This is a genomic window from Corynebacterium kefirresidentii (genome assembly GCF_016599755.1).
Taxonomy (GTDB): Bacteria; Actinomycetota; Actinomycetes; order Mycobacteriales; family Mycobacteriaceae; genus Corynebacterium; species Corynebacterium kefirresidentii.
The window spans coordinates 2,141,263-2,155,430 of record NZ_CP067012.1 but is presented as its reverse complement, the minus strand read 5'-3'; the positions used below and the strand labels follow the sequence as shown (position 1 = coordinate 2,155,430).

Sequence of the window (14,168 nt, the reverse complement as noted above, 5' to 3'; positions counted from 1 at the left end):
AATTGCTCAAGTGCCCAGAGTACCGATTTTGTGGGCGGCATGTGGGCCAGTTTGCTGATAGTGATCCCCCATTTGCGCCCCTTGAAAAGGGTTGCGTGGCTAGCATCACCCACTGGCTGGCGGGGTGGAGATATTCACGGCCGCCCGCTGCGGGCATGCTGCAGATAAACGCGGGGTGTACCCTCACTCTCCATGAAAATCATCGACGAGCTAAGCCCGCGCAGCGCCCATGAACCCCGCATTCGGCGTCGTCCGTTGCCTTTACAAACGGAGATTACCGCTGGTCGCCGCGCTATTGTCATGGTGGCGATGGCGCTTGGTGCCTTTGCCATTGGCACTACGGAGTTCGTGTCGATGGGCCTGCTGCCGCTTATCGCGGATGATTTTGGCATTTCGGAAGAAAACGCCTCGACTCTCATCACCATTTACGCGATGGGCGTGGTGGTCGGTGCCCCGCTGATTGCGGCCTTTACCGGCAAGCTCCCACGCCGTCGCTTGATCCTGCTGCTCATTGGATTCCTCGTGGTGGGAAACCTGCTATCGGTGGTGGCACCGAATTACGCCATCCTCATGGTGGCGCGCTTCATTGCGGGTATGCCGCACGGTGCTTATTTCTCCGTGGCGAACCTTTCGGCCGCATCCATGGCGCCTCCAGGCGGCCGCGGCAAGGCCATGGCCTACGTAGGCATGGGTCTGGCCATCGCCACGGTCATTGGGGTGCCGGCCGCGCAGGCGCTTGGCTCCGCGTTAGGCTGGCAGGCGGCCTACCTTGTGGTTGTGGCGCTGGGCATTATCACCGCCATTGCGTTGTTTTTCCTGATGCCGCACATGACGGAGATGAAACAGACCGATATCCGCACGGAGTTTGGGGCGTTTAAAAATAGCCAGGTGTGGTTCACCGTCATCATGGGCGTGGTGGGCTTTGGCGGCATGTTCTCCGTCTATACCTATATTTCTTGGACCATGACCGAGGTTGCCGGCATGGATCAGAGCCTCATCTGGGTCGTGCTCATGGCCTATGGCATCGGCATGACCATCGGTAATGCCTTCGGCGGCTGGCTGGCGGACCGCAACCTGGAGTTTGGCATCATTTTTGCCTTGGCCTGCCTGATCGTTATTTTGACGGCCTTTTATTTCCTCTCCGGACACGCCATCCCGGCCACGATTTGCTTTGGCTGCGTAGCGTTTATGGGCTCCACCTTGGTGCCTTCGCTGCAGCTGCGCTTGGTGCATGTGGCTGGCGACGCCCAGACTTTGGCCGCCGCACTCAACCAGTCCGCGTTGAACATTGCGAATGCAGCGGGTGCGACCATTGGTGGCGCCGTGGTGGGTGCCGGCTGGGGCTACTCCGCTCCGGCACTGGCGGGTGCCGGCCTGGCGGCTGCGGGTTGCCTGGTGTGGGCTGCGACGATGTGGGATAAAAAGCGCCTTGCTCGCCATTCATAAACGGACCGATATGCTGGTTGCATGACCCTTACCATCGCGAGCGTTAACGTCAACGGAATCCGCGCTGCGTGTAAGCAGCGCAATGAAAATAATCCCGGCATGAATGCCTGGTTAGAGGCGACTTCGGCCGATATCGTGCTCATGCAAGAGGTGCGCGCTACCCCGCAGCAGGCCGAAAAAGCCTTGGCCCCGGCCCTGGAGGCGGGCTGGCATTTGGCTCTTGCCGACGCCGCCGCAAAGGGCCGCGCCGGCGTGGGCATCTTGTCTCGCACCCCGCTTGCCGACGTCGAAGTGGGCTTCGGCTCCTTTAGCGACGCCGGCCGCTGGATTGCCGCTACCACCCGCGATATTCGCGTCGCTTCTCTGTACCTGCCTTCCGGTGATACGGGTTCGCCGAAATTGGATGAAAAGTACCGCTTCTTGGACGAGTTCCAAGACATTCTGGCGGATAACTCAGCGCGCACGAACCCCGATGGCAGCCCGGCCGAGATGGTGATAGGCGGCGATTGGAATATCTGCCACCGCGCCCAGGACCTGAAGAATAATAGGGCCAATGAAAAGAAGGCCGGCCACCTGCCCGAAGAGCGCGCCTTCATGGACCACGTCTTTGGTGCGTTCCCGGATGATGAGCCGCAGGAAAAGAAGAACCTGGGGCAGTGGCAGGGCGTTGTCGACTACGCCGGCGGCGAGCCGTGGGCCCCAACCACAGAGCCACAGTGGTTCGACGTAGCCCGTCGCCTCCATCCGGACGAAGACGGCCCCTATACCTGGTGGACCTACCGCGGCCAGGCCTTTAATAACAACGCTGGGTGGCGCATCGATTATCAGGCGGCTACCCGTCCGATGCTGGAGCGCGCGCAGCGCACCTGGGTGGAAAAGGCCCCCACCGTGGAGCAGCGCTGGTCCGACCATTCCCCACTAGTGGTGGAGTACAGCTGATGACGCCATTATTTAGCGTCCTTTACGTAGTCGGCATTACCGCCGAGTCTATGACCGCCGCATTATCCGCTGGACGCCAAAAACTCGACCTATTTGGTGTCACCATGATCGCCTCCATGACGGCGCTCGGCGGCGGCACGGTGCGCGATATGATCCTCGATGATCCTCCATTTACCTGGGTAGAGCACCCCATTTATTTGGTGATTGTCATCGTGGCGGCCGTGGTGACGGTGGGCATGTCCTTCCTTATGCACTACTTCCGCCATCTCTTCCTCATCTTGGATGCCCTAGGGCTCGCGGTCTTTTCGGTGCTGGGCACCCAAATCGCAGTCCACCTGGGCCACGGGTTCATTATTGCCTCGGTGTCTGCGGTGATTTCCGGCGTTTTTGGTGGCGTGCTGCGTGACCTGCTTTCAGATCGCATTCCGCTGGTCTTTTCCGGCGAATATTATGCCGCCATTTCCCTGCTGGCCGCGGCGCTTTTTATGGCGCTCTACCATGGCGGCTTGGCCGAAGAACCGGCCGCGATCATCACCGCCTCCGTGTGCTTTATTGCCCGCTTGGCCGCGATCTACTTCAAGAAGGGCTTGCCCGTCTTTGAATATCGTGATGCCGAACAGCAGATGGACCCGCGTTTGCGGTTGTCCGCGCGCATCGTGCGCGATGGCGCCCGCAAGGCCAAGCGCAAGGCAGGCGCGGCCACGCGATACGCCAGCCCCATCACGCGTCCGTTGACTAGGCCTTTAAGCCGCCCGTTTAAGAACAAGACACGAGCTTTTTCTACTGCGGCAGAGGGGGCGGACTACGACGATATTTCCAGCAACCGCATCGCGCGCCGCCCGAAGCAACAATCGATTACCCGGCCGAGTGGCCGGCACTCGCCAGGGGCGCGGGGAGTAAACGTGGAGCAGCAGTGGAGCTTTAATAAGGGGGACGTCGGCAAGCGCAAGGCGCCTAAACACAAGCAGTAGTGCTACTATGGTTAGGTAAAAAATTCAGTAATCTGCAACGGAGAAAGTTCATGGCTCGCGCAATTATTTCTTTCGTCCTCGGCGCTGTAATCCTCGGCCTGAGCATCTGGTGGTGGACCGTTGTTGGTCCGTCCTTCGCTTTCCTCGGCCCCATCGTGCTCATGGGCGTGGGCGGCGCGCTGATGGTTTCCGGTTGGGCCATCCTGATGGACGTGGTCAGCCCCACCTCCCGCAAGATTTAAAATCTTTGCGTCGCATTCCCTCTGCCCTCCGGGCGGGGGGAATTTTTCGATCCGGGAGGGACACTGCTGGGGAAGGGTGTGGACCGCGCGCCGGAGCTAGGGGGTAGGATAAAGCACCATGACTGCAGACAATTCCACCGTTTCCCGCGTCCTGTCCGGTATCCAACCCACCGCTGATTCCTATCACCTGGGTAATTACCTGGGAGCGCTCAAGCAGTGGATTGACCTGCAGGACGGCTATGATGCCTTCTACTTCATCCCTGACCTGCACGCGATAACCGTAGAGCAAAGTCCCGAGGAGCTGCGCAACCGCACCATCGCGGGTGCCGCCCAGCTTATTGCCCTAGGCATTGACCCGGACAAGTCCACGCTCTTCGTCCAGTCGCATGTGCCTGCGCACACGGAGTTGACCTGGGTCTTTCAGTGCCTGACCGGTTTTGGTGAGGCCTCCCGTATGACCCAGTTCAAAGATAAGTCCGCCAAGCAGGGATCGGACCGCACCTCGGTGGGCCTATTTACCTACCCGATCCTCATGGCCGCAGATATTTTGCTCTACTCGCCGGATTATGTGCCCGTGGGCGAAGACCAGCGCCAGCACCTGGAGTTGACCCGCAACCTGGCCGAGCGCTTCAACAATAAGTACGGCGATACCTTCAAGGTGCCCGAGCCGTTTATCCCAGAGGGCGCGGCCAAGATTTATGACCTGCAGGAGCCGACCTCCAAGATGTCTAAGTCCGGAGCCAACCCCAAGGGTTTGGTCAACCTCTTGGATGCGCCGAAGACCTCGGCTAAGCGCATTAAGTCCGCCGTGACGGATGACTTGGGTTCGGTAGCCTTTGACCGCGAAAATCAGCCGGGTGTGTCTAACCTATTGGTCATCCAGTCCGCGCTGACCGGTGAATCCATCGATTCCTTGGTGGAGAAGTACGCCGACCAGGGCTATGGCCACCTCAAGGTCGATACCGCAGATGCGCTGCAGGAATTTACCACTCCGCTCAAGGCACGCTTTGATGAGCTGATGGCGGATCGCGGCGAGCTCGAGCGCATTCTGGCCAAGGGCGCAGAGACGGCGCAAGAGATTGCCCAGCCGCTTGTCGACGACGTCTATGAAAAGGTCGGCTTCCTTCCTCGCCTGCGCAAGTAGTCGGCGGCTGCTTCCCCCATGCACCACCCCACAAAGGGACAAGTGGGCATTTGCCAGTTACTCTAGGTGGGATAAAAACTGTGCGAGCAAGAAGGGAAGCACGTGCCTACCACCACGCAATCCTCCTCGAAGAAGACGGACCACTACGGCATCGAACGCGCTAATGCCGACGAACCTGGTGCGGTAGATAAGATCCGCGCCAAGTCCAGATTCGTTGATCACCTGATGCGCATGAACGAGCGCTATGGTGCAGAAGGCGGCAATCAATTTGCCGCCGGCATCACCTATTACTCGGTGCTGTCTATCTTCCCGCTCGCGATGCTGATCGTGGCTACCGTCGCCGCCGTCTTGGCTAATCGCGAGGACTTGCTCAATGATCTGCAGTCCCAGATCACCAGCTCGCTAGATGGCGATATGGGCGATACGGTCAACGAGATTCTCGATACGGCCATTGAGCAGCGCGGGGCCATGTTTGGTATCGGTGGTTTGACCACCCTGTGGTCCGGACTGGGCTGGATGAATAACCTGCGCATCGGCATCTCGGCTATGTGGGGCATCGACGCCAACGAAGGCGGTTCCTTCCTGAAGAAGAAGCTTTCTGACTTGGTAGGTCTCATCGGCCTGATCCTGGCGTTCCTCATCGCCTTTGGCGTGACTGCCGCCGGTTCCTCTGGTCTTACCCAGAAGATTTTTGAGAAGGTCGGCATCGAGTCCTTCCCGGGCATGGATTTTGTGATTTTCTTTGTCGGCTTGGCAGTGGGCCTCTTGGCTAACTTCATCGTCATGTGGTGGATGATTATGATCCTGCCGCGCACCAAGGTGCCGAAAAAATCTGGCCTCATCGGTGCGGCCATCGGTGCGGTGGCTTTCGAGCTGCTCAAGCAGCTGTCTACGGTCATCATGTCTTCTGCTACCGGCAGCCCGGCCGGCGCGGTCTTCGGTCCGGTCATCGTGCTCATGGTGGTCATGTACCTGATTTGGCGCGTGGTGCTGTATATCTCTGCGTGGACCGCCACCACCGCCGAGTCCCTGAAGTTTGCGCACCCGCCCGTCCCAGAGCCAGCCGTTATTCGCGTGTGCAATGAGGTCAAGGAGGGCGCACCGGCAGGCGCGACCTTTGGCATTGGTGCTGCTTTGGGTGCTGCGGCCGTGGGTGCGTTTAGCTTGCTGCGCCGCAAGTAAATCTCCTCCTAAGGGGTGAGGACGCCGCTGCTATTCGGCTTTAAGATAGAACATTATGAACGCCAATGACATCGCACCGAATCTTTATGAAGAGTGGGGACTAGACCGCCGCGATGGCGAGCGGGAACTCTTAGTTTTACTGGAGTCCAAGGATTTGTCGCTAGAGCAGCAAGGTCAAGACATCGAGGACCCGCGGCGTGCGCAGCTCCGCATCGCCGCCAGCGTCTTGGGGTCTGCTGCGAAGCGCGCGGAATACGATAAGGCGTGTGAGGCGGGTCTGCGCCCCACGTGGGGTGACTTGGGACAGCTGGGCGCGATAGGCCAGTGGAGCCCGCGGCCGCAGCAACAGCAGCAGCCGCAGCAGTCGCAGCAGGCTCAGTTTTTTCAGTCTGGTCAGGCGGCAGGACCGGGGTACCAAGCGCACCAAGAACCACGATTTGCGCAGACTGCTAGCCCTTATGGGTCGCCGTATGCACGCAACCCCTTTGCCCCGCAGCAAAATCCTTTCCCTCCGGCGGCGACCGCGTCCGTGCCTGCACCGCTGATTCAATCCCCAGCGCCTGAAATCAGTCAGCGCGCCGGTCAAGATGCGCGCATCGGAATGGCCATTTTGGATCTATTCTTTTTCTCACTTATCAGTGGTAGCTTCGGCGGCGCGCTGCTTTCTGGTGGTGTGGATGAACTCTCGACGTTTATCGGTGGTGTCATCATCTTGCTGCTCTACGTTTTGGGCACCGAGTGTTGGCTCGGCGCCAGCCCGGCCAAGCTGCTGATGGGCTACACAGTGCGCGATGTCGATACCAAAGAGCGGCTTAGCCTCACCCAGTCCGCAAAGCGTCAGTGGTGGCGCCTAGTCAATATTGTGCCGGGACCTGGTACCTTCGCCAGCTGGGTGGGTGCCGGCGTGCACACCTTCACCATTACGGAGAAAAATAACCGCCGCGGCTCCCACGATGAGTGGGCTAACGCCGAAGTAGTGAAAAAGCACCCACGCAAATAGCCAGCAAAGCTACAGCGCCAGCGATGACCCAGCCAAGCCACCCCTGCACCCCAGCTAAAGAGGAGCTCGCAGATTGCGTCTGGGTATCGGGCGCAGGTGTGGGTGCGGGGGAGGCAGGAGAGTCGGCGTCGGCAAGCAGCTGGCCTACGCCATCCCCAGGGGAAACCTTATAGGCCTCGTACAAAAGCTTTTGAGCCTGTTCCCAGGCACGCGGGCCGTGCTCCACGGTGGTATCGAGCAGGACCGCCTGCAAGCGCCGACCATGGCGATCGAGCGCACCGACGAAGGTATGGTGCGCATCATCGGTAAAACCCGTCTTGCCACCAATGCCGTCCGGATCGTTGAGGAAAAGCCCGTTATCGTTGCCTAATTGGTAGCCATCAAAGTCGCCCCAGCCGGGAAAATCCACGGACTCCGTATCGACAATGCGCGCAAAGGTCGGGTTATGGAAGGCCGCGCGGTAAATGCGGGAAATATCCTCGGCCGAGGTAGACATCCCCGGGGCGTCGAGCCCGGAGTAGCTGGCCGCAAAGGTGGAATTCGTGCCAATCTCGGCCGCCTTGTCATTGACCTTGCGCAAAGTGACCTCGTCGCCGCCCAATTCCTGTGCCAGCGCGTGCGCGGCATCGTTGCCGGAAGCCATGAGCAAGCCCTCAAGGAGCTGCTCCACCGTGTACTTGCCACCGGGACCGATGCCCACCGCAGAGCCGTCAATCTGTGCAGATTCTTCGCCTACCTCGACTTTCTTGTGCAGATCCAGTTCGTCGATGACCACGAGCGCCAGCAGCGCCTTAATGATAGAGGCCGGCCGGTAACGGCCGTTAGGGTCCTTCATCGCGATAATCTCGCCGGTATCGATATCGGAGACCATCCATGCTGCGGCCACTACATCCTTGTCCACATGGAACCCCGCAGGCAGGGTAGTGCCACAGGCCTCATCGCTATCCACCGGTGGCAGCGGGGTGGGTGAGGCTTGCCCGGGGGCGAGCCGCTCCGAGGTGGTAGTGGCCTTTTCCGGCCGCTCGGCGTGGGGGCACCTATCGGTATCCGGGGCAGTGGTTCGCGTGGTGGTAGGAGTAGTCGGCGCTTCCGCCAGCGCGAGCGGTGGGCCGCTCAGCAAGACGGCGGTGAGAGAACTAGCGAGAATTCTTTTCATGACATGACACATCTTAGGCCCGTGCCTACGATGGGACGCATGCATGACGCGCCTTTAATTAGCCCAGAAAATAAGGACTCCGCCGCCGACGTGGTGGCCAAGCTTCCTAAGGTCTCCCTCTTTGAGACCATTACCTCCACGGCCGCTACGCCGGAGGAGCTTACCGCGACCATCCGTGAGCGCTACGAGGCCTTGGCCGCAGACGGCGTGGTCTACGCAGAGGTGCACCTAGACCCCGCAGAGCTTGGTCTCGACGCTGCCGCTGTGGTGGAGGCCGCCGCAGCCGCCCGCATCGCTGGTCTTGACTCCCGCCTTGTCCTCGCTGGCTCGGCCCCAGAGGAAGCAGTGCCTGATGATGCCCCCGTGGTGGGTTATAGCCTGCCGCAGGGCCAAGCGAGCGGGGCCGCAGATTTTCGTGCGGCTTACCTGCCCACCCAGATCCAGGTGGGAGAAGACTTCGCAGAAGTAGAACGTGCCGCCCAGGCAGGCGTGAATCGCCTGATCCATCCGGTCAATATGATCGATGACTTCAGCGCGAATATTGAGGGCATTGTGCCCGGCCAGGCCTCTGGATACATCCGCGACCGTCACATCCCGCTCGTCTTTACTCCACTTGAGGAAGCCGAAGACCTCAATGACCACCCGCTGCCGCTGCTGCAGCAGCTGGGCTTTACCTGCGCCATTTCTTCGGGCGAGACCACGCTGACCAAGCAGTTCCTCGCGCTAAGCGAGGCCTTCGGGTATGGGCTGGAGGAATTTTTCGATCTCACCGTCAAAGCGGTAGAGAATTCCTTCGCTGACCAGGAATTACGGCAGCATCTGCTAGAAACGGTTATCCTGCCAGCATACGAGGAATTATCTGATCCGGAGCTTGCCGGCCCGGACACGGAGGAGTCCCTCGCTGATGCGGCAGAAGCCGCTGAAGAATAAAAACGATTAGAGGAGATTTAGATGCCTTCTGTACTTTTTGTTGTTACCGCCGCTGAAGAGTGGACGCTGGCTGATGGCACTAAGCGCCCCACCGGCTACTGGGCCGAGGAGCTTATTGCCCCTCACCGCGTCTTCCAGGGCGCGGGCTGGGATATCCACTTCGCTACTCCGGGCGCAAAGGCTCCCGTAGTAGACGAGTACAGCCTGGAGGTTCTGCCAGATAATGTGCGCGAAGCACAGGAAAATTACCTCGCAGAGCTGGGTGTAGCGCTGGAAAACCCGATGAACCTGGCTGAGGTCAAGGAGGAAGATTATGACCTTATCTTCTACCCAGGTGGCCACGGACCAATGGAGGATCTGGCCTATGACCAGGATTCCGCTAAGCTCTTGCAGGCGCGCATGGATTCTGGCCGCGCCCTCGGCTTGGTCTGCCATGCCCCGGCCGCGCTCTTGGCAGTGGATAACGAGAATTGGCCGTTCAAGGGCTACAAGATGACCGCCTTTAGCAATGCAGAGGAAGGCGAGGAGATGGTTGCCGCCGCTAAGTGGGCGCTGGAGACCCGCCTGCGTGAGCTCGGCGCGGATTACCAGGAAACCGATCCCATGTCCCCGAACGTCATCGTGGACCGCAACCTCTATACCGGTCAGAACCCGGCATCTTCCGAGCCGTTGGCACAGCGCATCCTGCGCGACTTCTAAATGCACATACCGCGAGTTCTCAAGGCCGGGGCAGCCCTAACCGGGGTTGCCGCGGCCGCGGGGGCGGTGGCGTATGGGCTAAGCCGCCGGCCGTACCTGCGCGAGGTGGCACCGGGGTTGCGCAGCCCGGTTTTATATCTGCCGATGCATGTGCTTCCCGACGCCACCTTTGCCCACGCCAGCCGCTTCTTCGCCACCATCGACTTTTCTCGACCAATCCGGCATGCGGTGGACATTACGGAGTTTTCCGCCTCCTTCGATGGCCACGCTTTTAGCGCCCGCGTACTTACCCCACGCGGCGCTACCGCAGGGGCAGCCGCATCAGGACCGCGCCCCGTGGTGGTGTGGACGCACGGCGGCGGCCATCTCATCGGTGGGCCTGCTATGTATGACCCGCAAAATGCTCGCATGGCGGCCGAGTTGGGCGCCATCGTGGTAGCCCCGCGCTACCACAAGTCCACCCAGGAGCCGTTTCCAGCAGACCATAATGAATGCTATGCCGCGCTGCGTTGGGTACAAGAACACGGCGATACCTTGGGCGGGGATACCTCGCGCATCGCCGTCGCCGGTGATAGCGCAGGCGGCGGACTCGCCGCAGGCCTAGTTGAACGTGCCTTCGACGAGGGGCACCCGGTCCGCGCGCTCGGATTGGTCTATCCCATGCTCGATCACCGCACCACGGATAAGTCCGGCGCGGTGGGCCAATTCATCTGGACGGCCGGCTCGAACCGCGGCGCGTGGTCCATGTACCTGGGAAACGATCACCTGGATGTTGACCTGCCGCGCTATGCTTCGCCGGCCACGCGAGCCGATCTCTCCGGCCTGCCGCCGACCTGGATCGGAGTCGGTGGCATTGATCTTTTCTGCGATGAATCCGTCGCTTTTGCTCGAGCCCTCGACGCAGCCGGCGTGGAAACCACCCTCGATGTATGGGCCGGTGCCTACCACGGGTTTGACCAGATTAAACCCAAGGCCCCGCAATCGCGTGAGCTTATCGACGCCCTCATTGACCACCTCCGCCGCCACCTTTAAAGTCACACTCAGGGAGGTCAAGCGGTGAACTACAACACGCACGTGTCGTGGGCGTTGTTTTCGCCAGCCTTGCCGGCGCCGATGATGCCAAGAAAAAGAAGAACGAGGCCACTAAACGCAGAAAGCCGCCCCTTCTCCTCCCATCTGCTGTGCGGTGGGGAAGAAGCAAGGCGGCACAGAACGTGCGGGTTTAGAACTTGGAGAAGCGCTTGATGAGCATGTCTTCCAAGCCCTTCCACGACTCGGCGTGCTCGGTATAAGGCTTGGAGGGGACATAGCCGGCGTGTTCGGTAGAGCCGAGCATGTAGCCCAAGTAGTCCTGCAGGCGGGGGTTGGCCAGCATATAGGAGTTAATGGAATCGTCGCCCGCCCAGTCGGCGGCATCGGCGCATACTTCGTAGCAACGCGCCATCTGATCAGAATCGACGGCCTCTGGGCCCTTTTCGATATCGCGCACAATGCCATTGAAAGAGTACTGGTTATCCGGGTGGACCTGTACCTCCAATTCGCCGGCGTTGGCAGCGGAGACAACCTCTTCCCAGGTGGATACGCGGGCTAGGTCGTGGTCATCGTTGTCCATGATCCAGCGCACCAAGGTCTTCGGGGAATCGAAGGTGAAGATCTCTCCCCACTTGCCCAAGAAAATGGGCTTGCCGTCCAGGTAGGTGCGCAAGGTGTAGACGGACTTGGATTGCGCGGTGATCTTGATGGGATCGATGCCGGCGGCGGCCCACGGGGAATTATCGTACGGGTCGGCTGCCTCGGCGGCGGCCTTGCGCTTTTCCTCGGCTTCCTTGGCCGCAGCGGCGGAGGCGGCGGCAGCAGAAGAGATGCGCTCCTTGGCATCGGAAACCTTGGCCGCGTCAAAGTCATCGGTGGAGACCACGCGAACGTGCTGATCCAGATCCTCGATGACTCCCTTCCAATTGCCGGCGATGACGTGGCCCACGCCGGACCACTCGCTCATGCCCTGCTCGCCGGAGTAGTGGTCGGCGCCGCGGGAGACATTGCGCAGAATGGAGTGGGAAGCGAAGAAGATGGTGGTGTGTTCTGCACCGGCGACGTCAGCAAGCGCGGAGGCAATCTCCAGGTTGCGGGCCACGGTGGACACGTTCTGGTGGCTCGGGCGACCAGCTAGCGCCACCGGCATGCCGATGAGGTCATACTCATCGCGCTCGGCTGGGGTAACGCGGTCCGCATCACGGCCGGCAAACTGGTCCCACTTCGGGTGGTCCAGCAAATCGTGTTTGGTGCCAGACTCTACGAAGCACAGCAGCTCGGCCGGCGAGTTAAAGGCTAAGACAGCCTCATCATCGCCTAGAAAGGCCTGCCACTCGGAGCCATTTTGGCGCCACTTGGGTGCCCAGAGGGTATAAAAATCGCCCTCGGTCAGCGAGAGCTTTACAGGTACAATTGCGCGGGTGCTCATGGCGTTTTAGTCTACCCAACGCCTCAAATACCGCGCGAGAGCGCATCGGCCTTAGGCCGTGGGGCGCCAAAATCCTTTGAATTGCATGCCCATATTTGTAGTGCGCAGCGGGTTGGTTTGCACCGGATCTCCAGCCTCTACTATTTCGCCATTGCCGGAATACATGGCTACGTGCCCATCCCAGACCACTAGGTCACCGGGCTGCAATTGATCCGCGCTGACCTGCTGACCGATGGCTTGCTGGTCCGCAGTGCGCGGTAACTCCACCCCGGCCTGGGAGTAGGCCCATTGGGTAAGCCCCGAACAATCAAAGCCGCCGTTTCCGGTACCTCCCCATACATAGGGCTGGCCCACTTGGCTCTTCGCGGCGGCGACGGCAGCTTGTCCCGCGGCAGAACCACCTTCGGCCGCGGGCTCTGGTGCGGGCGAAGGAGAGGGAACCTCGTGTGCCGTGGCGTCGGAGCCAGCGCCTGGGGCAGGTTGTTCCGGAAGGGTAGTGGGATGTGGGGAGCTGGTGGGGTGCGCGGGGGCGTCGGCAAGCGCGGAGTGCACCGGCCGCTGCGCCACCGGTTGTAAAGATTGAGCGGCAGCGCTGAGATCACCCATCAGGCGTTGCACGCGAGCAGTAGCCATGCCCAGGTGCTGGGAGACAAGCGCGCGCAGCTTGGCCATGGCGGCGGCACGCGTGGACGGATCCAGCGAAAGAAGACCCAGCGCGGTGGGAAGTCCCTGGCGCAGCAATTGTGTCGCGATGCCCACCAGATCCCGGATGGTGCCTGTCACTAAGGCGCGGGCCTGGCCGAGCGCAGCCGAGATGGTTTCCTTATCGAGGTCGATGTTTTTGGCTGACTCGAGTAAAGGAGCGGGATTGCCGTGGGCGATGGCTGCCAAAGGCGCGGCGGCGGAAAGGTCCGGCACGCGGGGAAGCTCTACCTCCGGAAGCTGCGCCGGTTGCATAGTGGCGATCTGCTTGAGCGCGGAATCGAGCATCTACATCGCCGCCCCAAGATGCTGGCCTAGCGCGGCATCGGTATCTTCTGCCTCGCGCGACATCTGGAAACCGGAGTGGGCTACCTGCCCCATATCGTTGCGTAGCACGCTCATGCGCGCGCCCACATTATCGAGCGCGGCATGCACGGCCTCATTAAAAGCAGTGAAAGCGGAATCTTCAGGCAAAACGGGATGGGGCGGATTCTCCCCTTGGGACTGGGCATGCAGGTCGCGGGCAAGGTGGCGGGCATAGTCGGTATCGATCGTGAAAGGTCTCATGCCCTATTGGACTGCCCAATGGCCCATTTGGTTCCCAAAAAGTTTAAAGTGGTGGTCATGGACATCCACGTAGTAGACCACCCGCTAGCCGCCGCCCGCCTGACACTCATGCGCGATGCGCGCAGCGATAACTCCGCTTTCCGCGCCGCCCTGAAAGACTTGGGCGCCATGCTCGTGTACGAGGCATCCCGCGATCTTGCCGTGGAGAACTTCGACTGCGCCACCCCGGTTTCTACCGCACAAGGCACCCGCCTGCAGGACCCGCCCATTATCGTGCCGATCATCCGCGCCGGGCTGGGCATGGTGGATCCGGCCCTGTCCATGATTCCGGATGCACAGGTCGGCTTTATCGGCATGGCCCGCAATGAAGAGACACACGAACCGGTGCCGTACTTGGAAGCACTGCCGGAAGATCTCACCGGCCGCACTGTGTTTGTGGTGGATCCGATGCTGGCTACCGGTGGTTCTCTGCTGCACGCATTGCGCCTACTTGCTGACCGCGGCGCCACCGATATCACCGCCATTTGCATGGTCTCGGCACAGCCAGGCGTGGATGCACTGGCCGAATCCGGCCTGCCGGTACGTTTGGTTACCGCCGCCATCGATCCTTCCCTGAATGAAGATGCTTATATCGTGCCGGGATTGGGCGATGCTGGCGACCGCCTCTACGGCCCGCGCAATATCGACCTTTAAGGTAGTGTTCTCCCTGGAAAGGCGACCGCACTTTCC

The 14,168-nt window shown here is 60.6% G+C and carries 15 protein-coding genes; 11 read left to right on the top strand and 4 right to left on the bottom strand.

Translation table 11 applies throughout. The features are described from left to right. Positions 1-192 precede the first annotated feature (192 nt). From I6I12_RS10330 to I6I12_RS10300, 7 genes are all read left to right on the top strand, one after another. Positions 193-1,446 carry an MFS transporter gene (locus I6I12_RS10330; RefSeq protein WP_200288216.1) on the top strand — a complete coding sequence of 418 codons (1,254 nt, stop codon included), beginning with the start codon at positions 193-195 and terminating at the stop codon, positions 1,444-1,446. A 21-nt stretch (positions 1,447-1,467) separates the two neighbouring features. Then, positions 1,468-2,385: an exodeoxyribonuclease III gene (locus I6I12_RS10325; protein ID WP_200288214.1), complete on the top strand. Its 918-nt coding sequence runs from the start codon at positions 1,468-1,470 to the stop codon at positions 2,383-2,385. Continuing rightward, positions 2,385-3,356, top strand: a complete 972-nt coding sequence (locus I6I12_RS10320; RefSeq protein ID WP_049378072.1) for a trimeric intracellular cation channel family protein — start codon at positions 2,385-2,387, stop codon at positions 3,354-3,356. The genes I6I12_RS10325 and I6I12_RS10320 overlap by 1 nt, the downstream gene beginning before the upstream one ends. A 50-nt stretch (positions 3,357-3,406) precedes the next feature. Next, on the top strand, positions 3,407-3,598 hold the full coding sequence (locus I6I12_RS10315) for a hypothetical protein (RefSeq protein ID WP_049383615.1): 192 nt from the start codon (positions 3,407-3,409) through the stop codon (positions 3,596-3,598). Between the two features lie 118 nt (positions 3,599-3,716). Next, on the top strand, positions 3,717-4,742 hold the full coding sequence (trpS, locus tag I6I12_RS10310; RefSeq protein WP_200288212.1) for a tryptophan--tRNA ligase: 1,026 nt from the start codon (positions 3,717-3,719) through the stop codon (positions 4,740-4,742). A gap of 102 nt (positions 4,743-4,844) precedes the next feature. Next, entirely contained in the window at positions 4,845-5,924 is a 1,080-nt protein-coding gene (locus I6I12_RS10305; RefSeq protein WP_200288210.1) for a YhjD/YihY/BrkB family envelope integrity protein, read from the top strand. A 55-nt stretch (positions 5,925-5,979) separates the two neighbouring features. Further along, positions 5,980-6,924: an RDD family protein gene (locus I6I12_RS10300; RefSeq protein WP_200288208.1), complete on the top strand. Its 945-nt coding sequence runs from the start codon at positions 5,980-5,982 to the stop codon at positions 6,922-6,924. Here the strand turns inward: I6I12_RS10300 and I6I12_RS10295 are convergent. Further along, positions 6,887-8,080, bottom strand: a complete 1,194-nt coding sequence (locus I6I12_RS10295) for a D-alanyl-D-alanine carboxypeptidase family protein (RefSeq protein WP_200288206.1) — start codon at positions 8,078-8,080, stop codon at positions 6,887-6,889. The genes I6I12_RS10300 and I6I12_RS10295 overlap by 38 nt on opposite strands. Before the next feature lie 30 nt (positions 8,081-8,110). Here I6I12_RS10295 and I6I12_RS10290 point away from each other — a divergent pair, with 30 nt between their 5' ends. Genes I6I12_RS10290 through I6I12_RS10280 form a run of 3 tightly spaced genes read left to right on the top strand, consistent with a single transcriptional unit; the run spans position 8,111 to position 10,741 of the window. Further along, a complete protein-coding gene (locus I6I12_RS10290; RefSeq protein ID WP_200288204.1) occupies positions 8,111-9,010 on the top strand; it encodes an amidohydrolase family protein in 900 nt (299 codons plus the stop codon). Positions 9,011-9,031: 21 nt separating this feature from the next. Further along, complete coding sequence (locus tag I6I12_RS10285) at positions 9,032-9,709, top strand: type 1 glutamine amidotransferase domain-containing protein (RefSeq protein WP_049383641.1); 678 nt, start codon at positions 9,032-9,034, stop codon at positions 9,707-9,709. Beyond that, entirely contained in the window at positions 9,710-10,741 is a 1,032-nt protein-coding gene (locus tag I6I12_RS10280) for an alpha/beta hydrolase (protein ID WP_200288202.1), read from the top strand. It begins immediately after the preceding gene. Between the two features lie 190 nt (positions 10,742-10,931). On the opposite strand, the gene I6I12_RS10275 is transcribed toward I6I12_RS10280, so the two are convergent. The 3 genes from I6I12_RS10275 to I6I12_RS10265 are packed head-to-tail and all read right to left on the bottom strand — an operon-like array spanning position 10,932 to position 13,439. After that, positions 10,932-12,170 (bottom strand): hypothetical protein, encoded by a 1,239-nt coding sequence (locus I6I12_RS10275; protein ID WP_200288200.1) that lies wholly within the window; start codon positions 12,168-12,170, stop codon positions 10,932-10,934. A gap of 51 nt (positions 12,171-12,221) precedes the next feature. Further along, positions 12,222-13,160, bottom strand: a complete 939-nt coding sequence (locus tag I6I12_RS10270; RefSeq protein ID WP_200288198.1) for a C40 family peptidase — start codon at positions 13,158-13,160, stop codon at positions 12,222-12,224. Continuing rightward, a complete protein-coding gene (locus I6I12_RS10265; RefSeq protein WP_049383645.1) occupies positions 13,161-13,439 on the bottom strand; it encodes a hypothetical protein in 279 nt (92 codons plus the stop codon). A 57-nt stretch (positions 13,440-13,496) separates the two neighbouring features. Between I6I12_RS10265 and upp the strand changes: the two genes are divergently transcribed. After that, a complete protein-coding gene (gene upp / locus I6I12_RS10260; protein WP_034656252.1) occupies positions 13,497-14,132 on the top strand; it encodes a uracil phosphoribosyltransferase in 636 nt (211 codons plus the stop codon). The last annotated feature ends 36 nt before the right edge of the window (positions 14,133-14,168 follow it).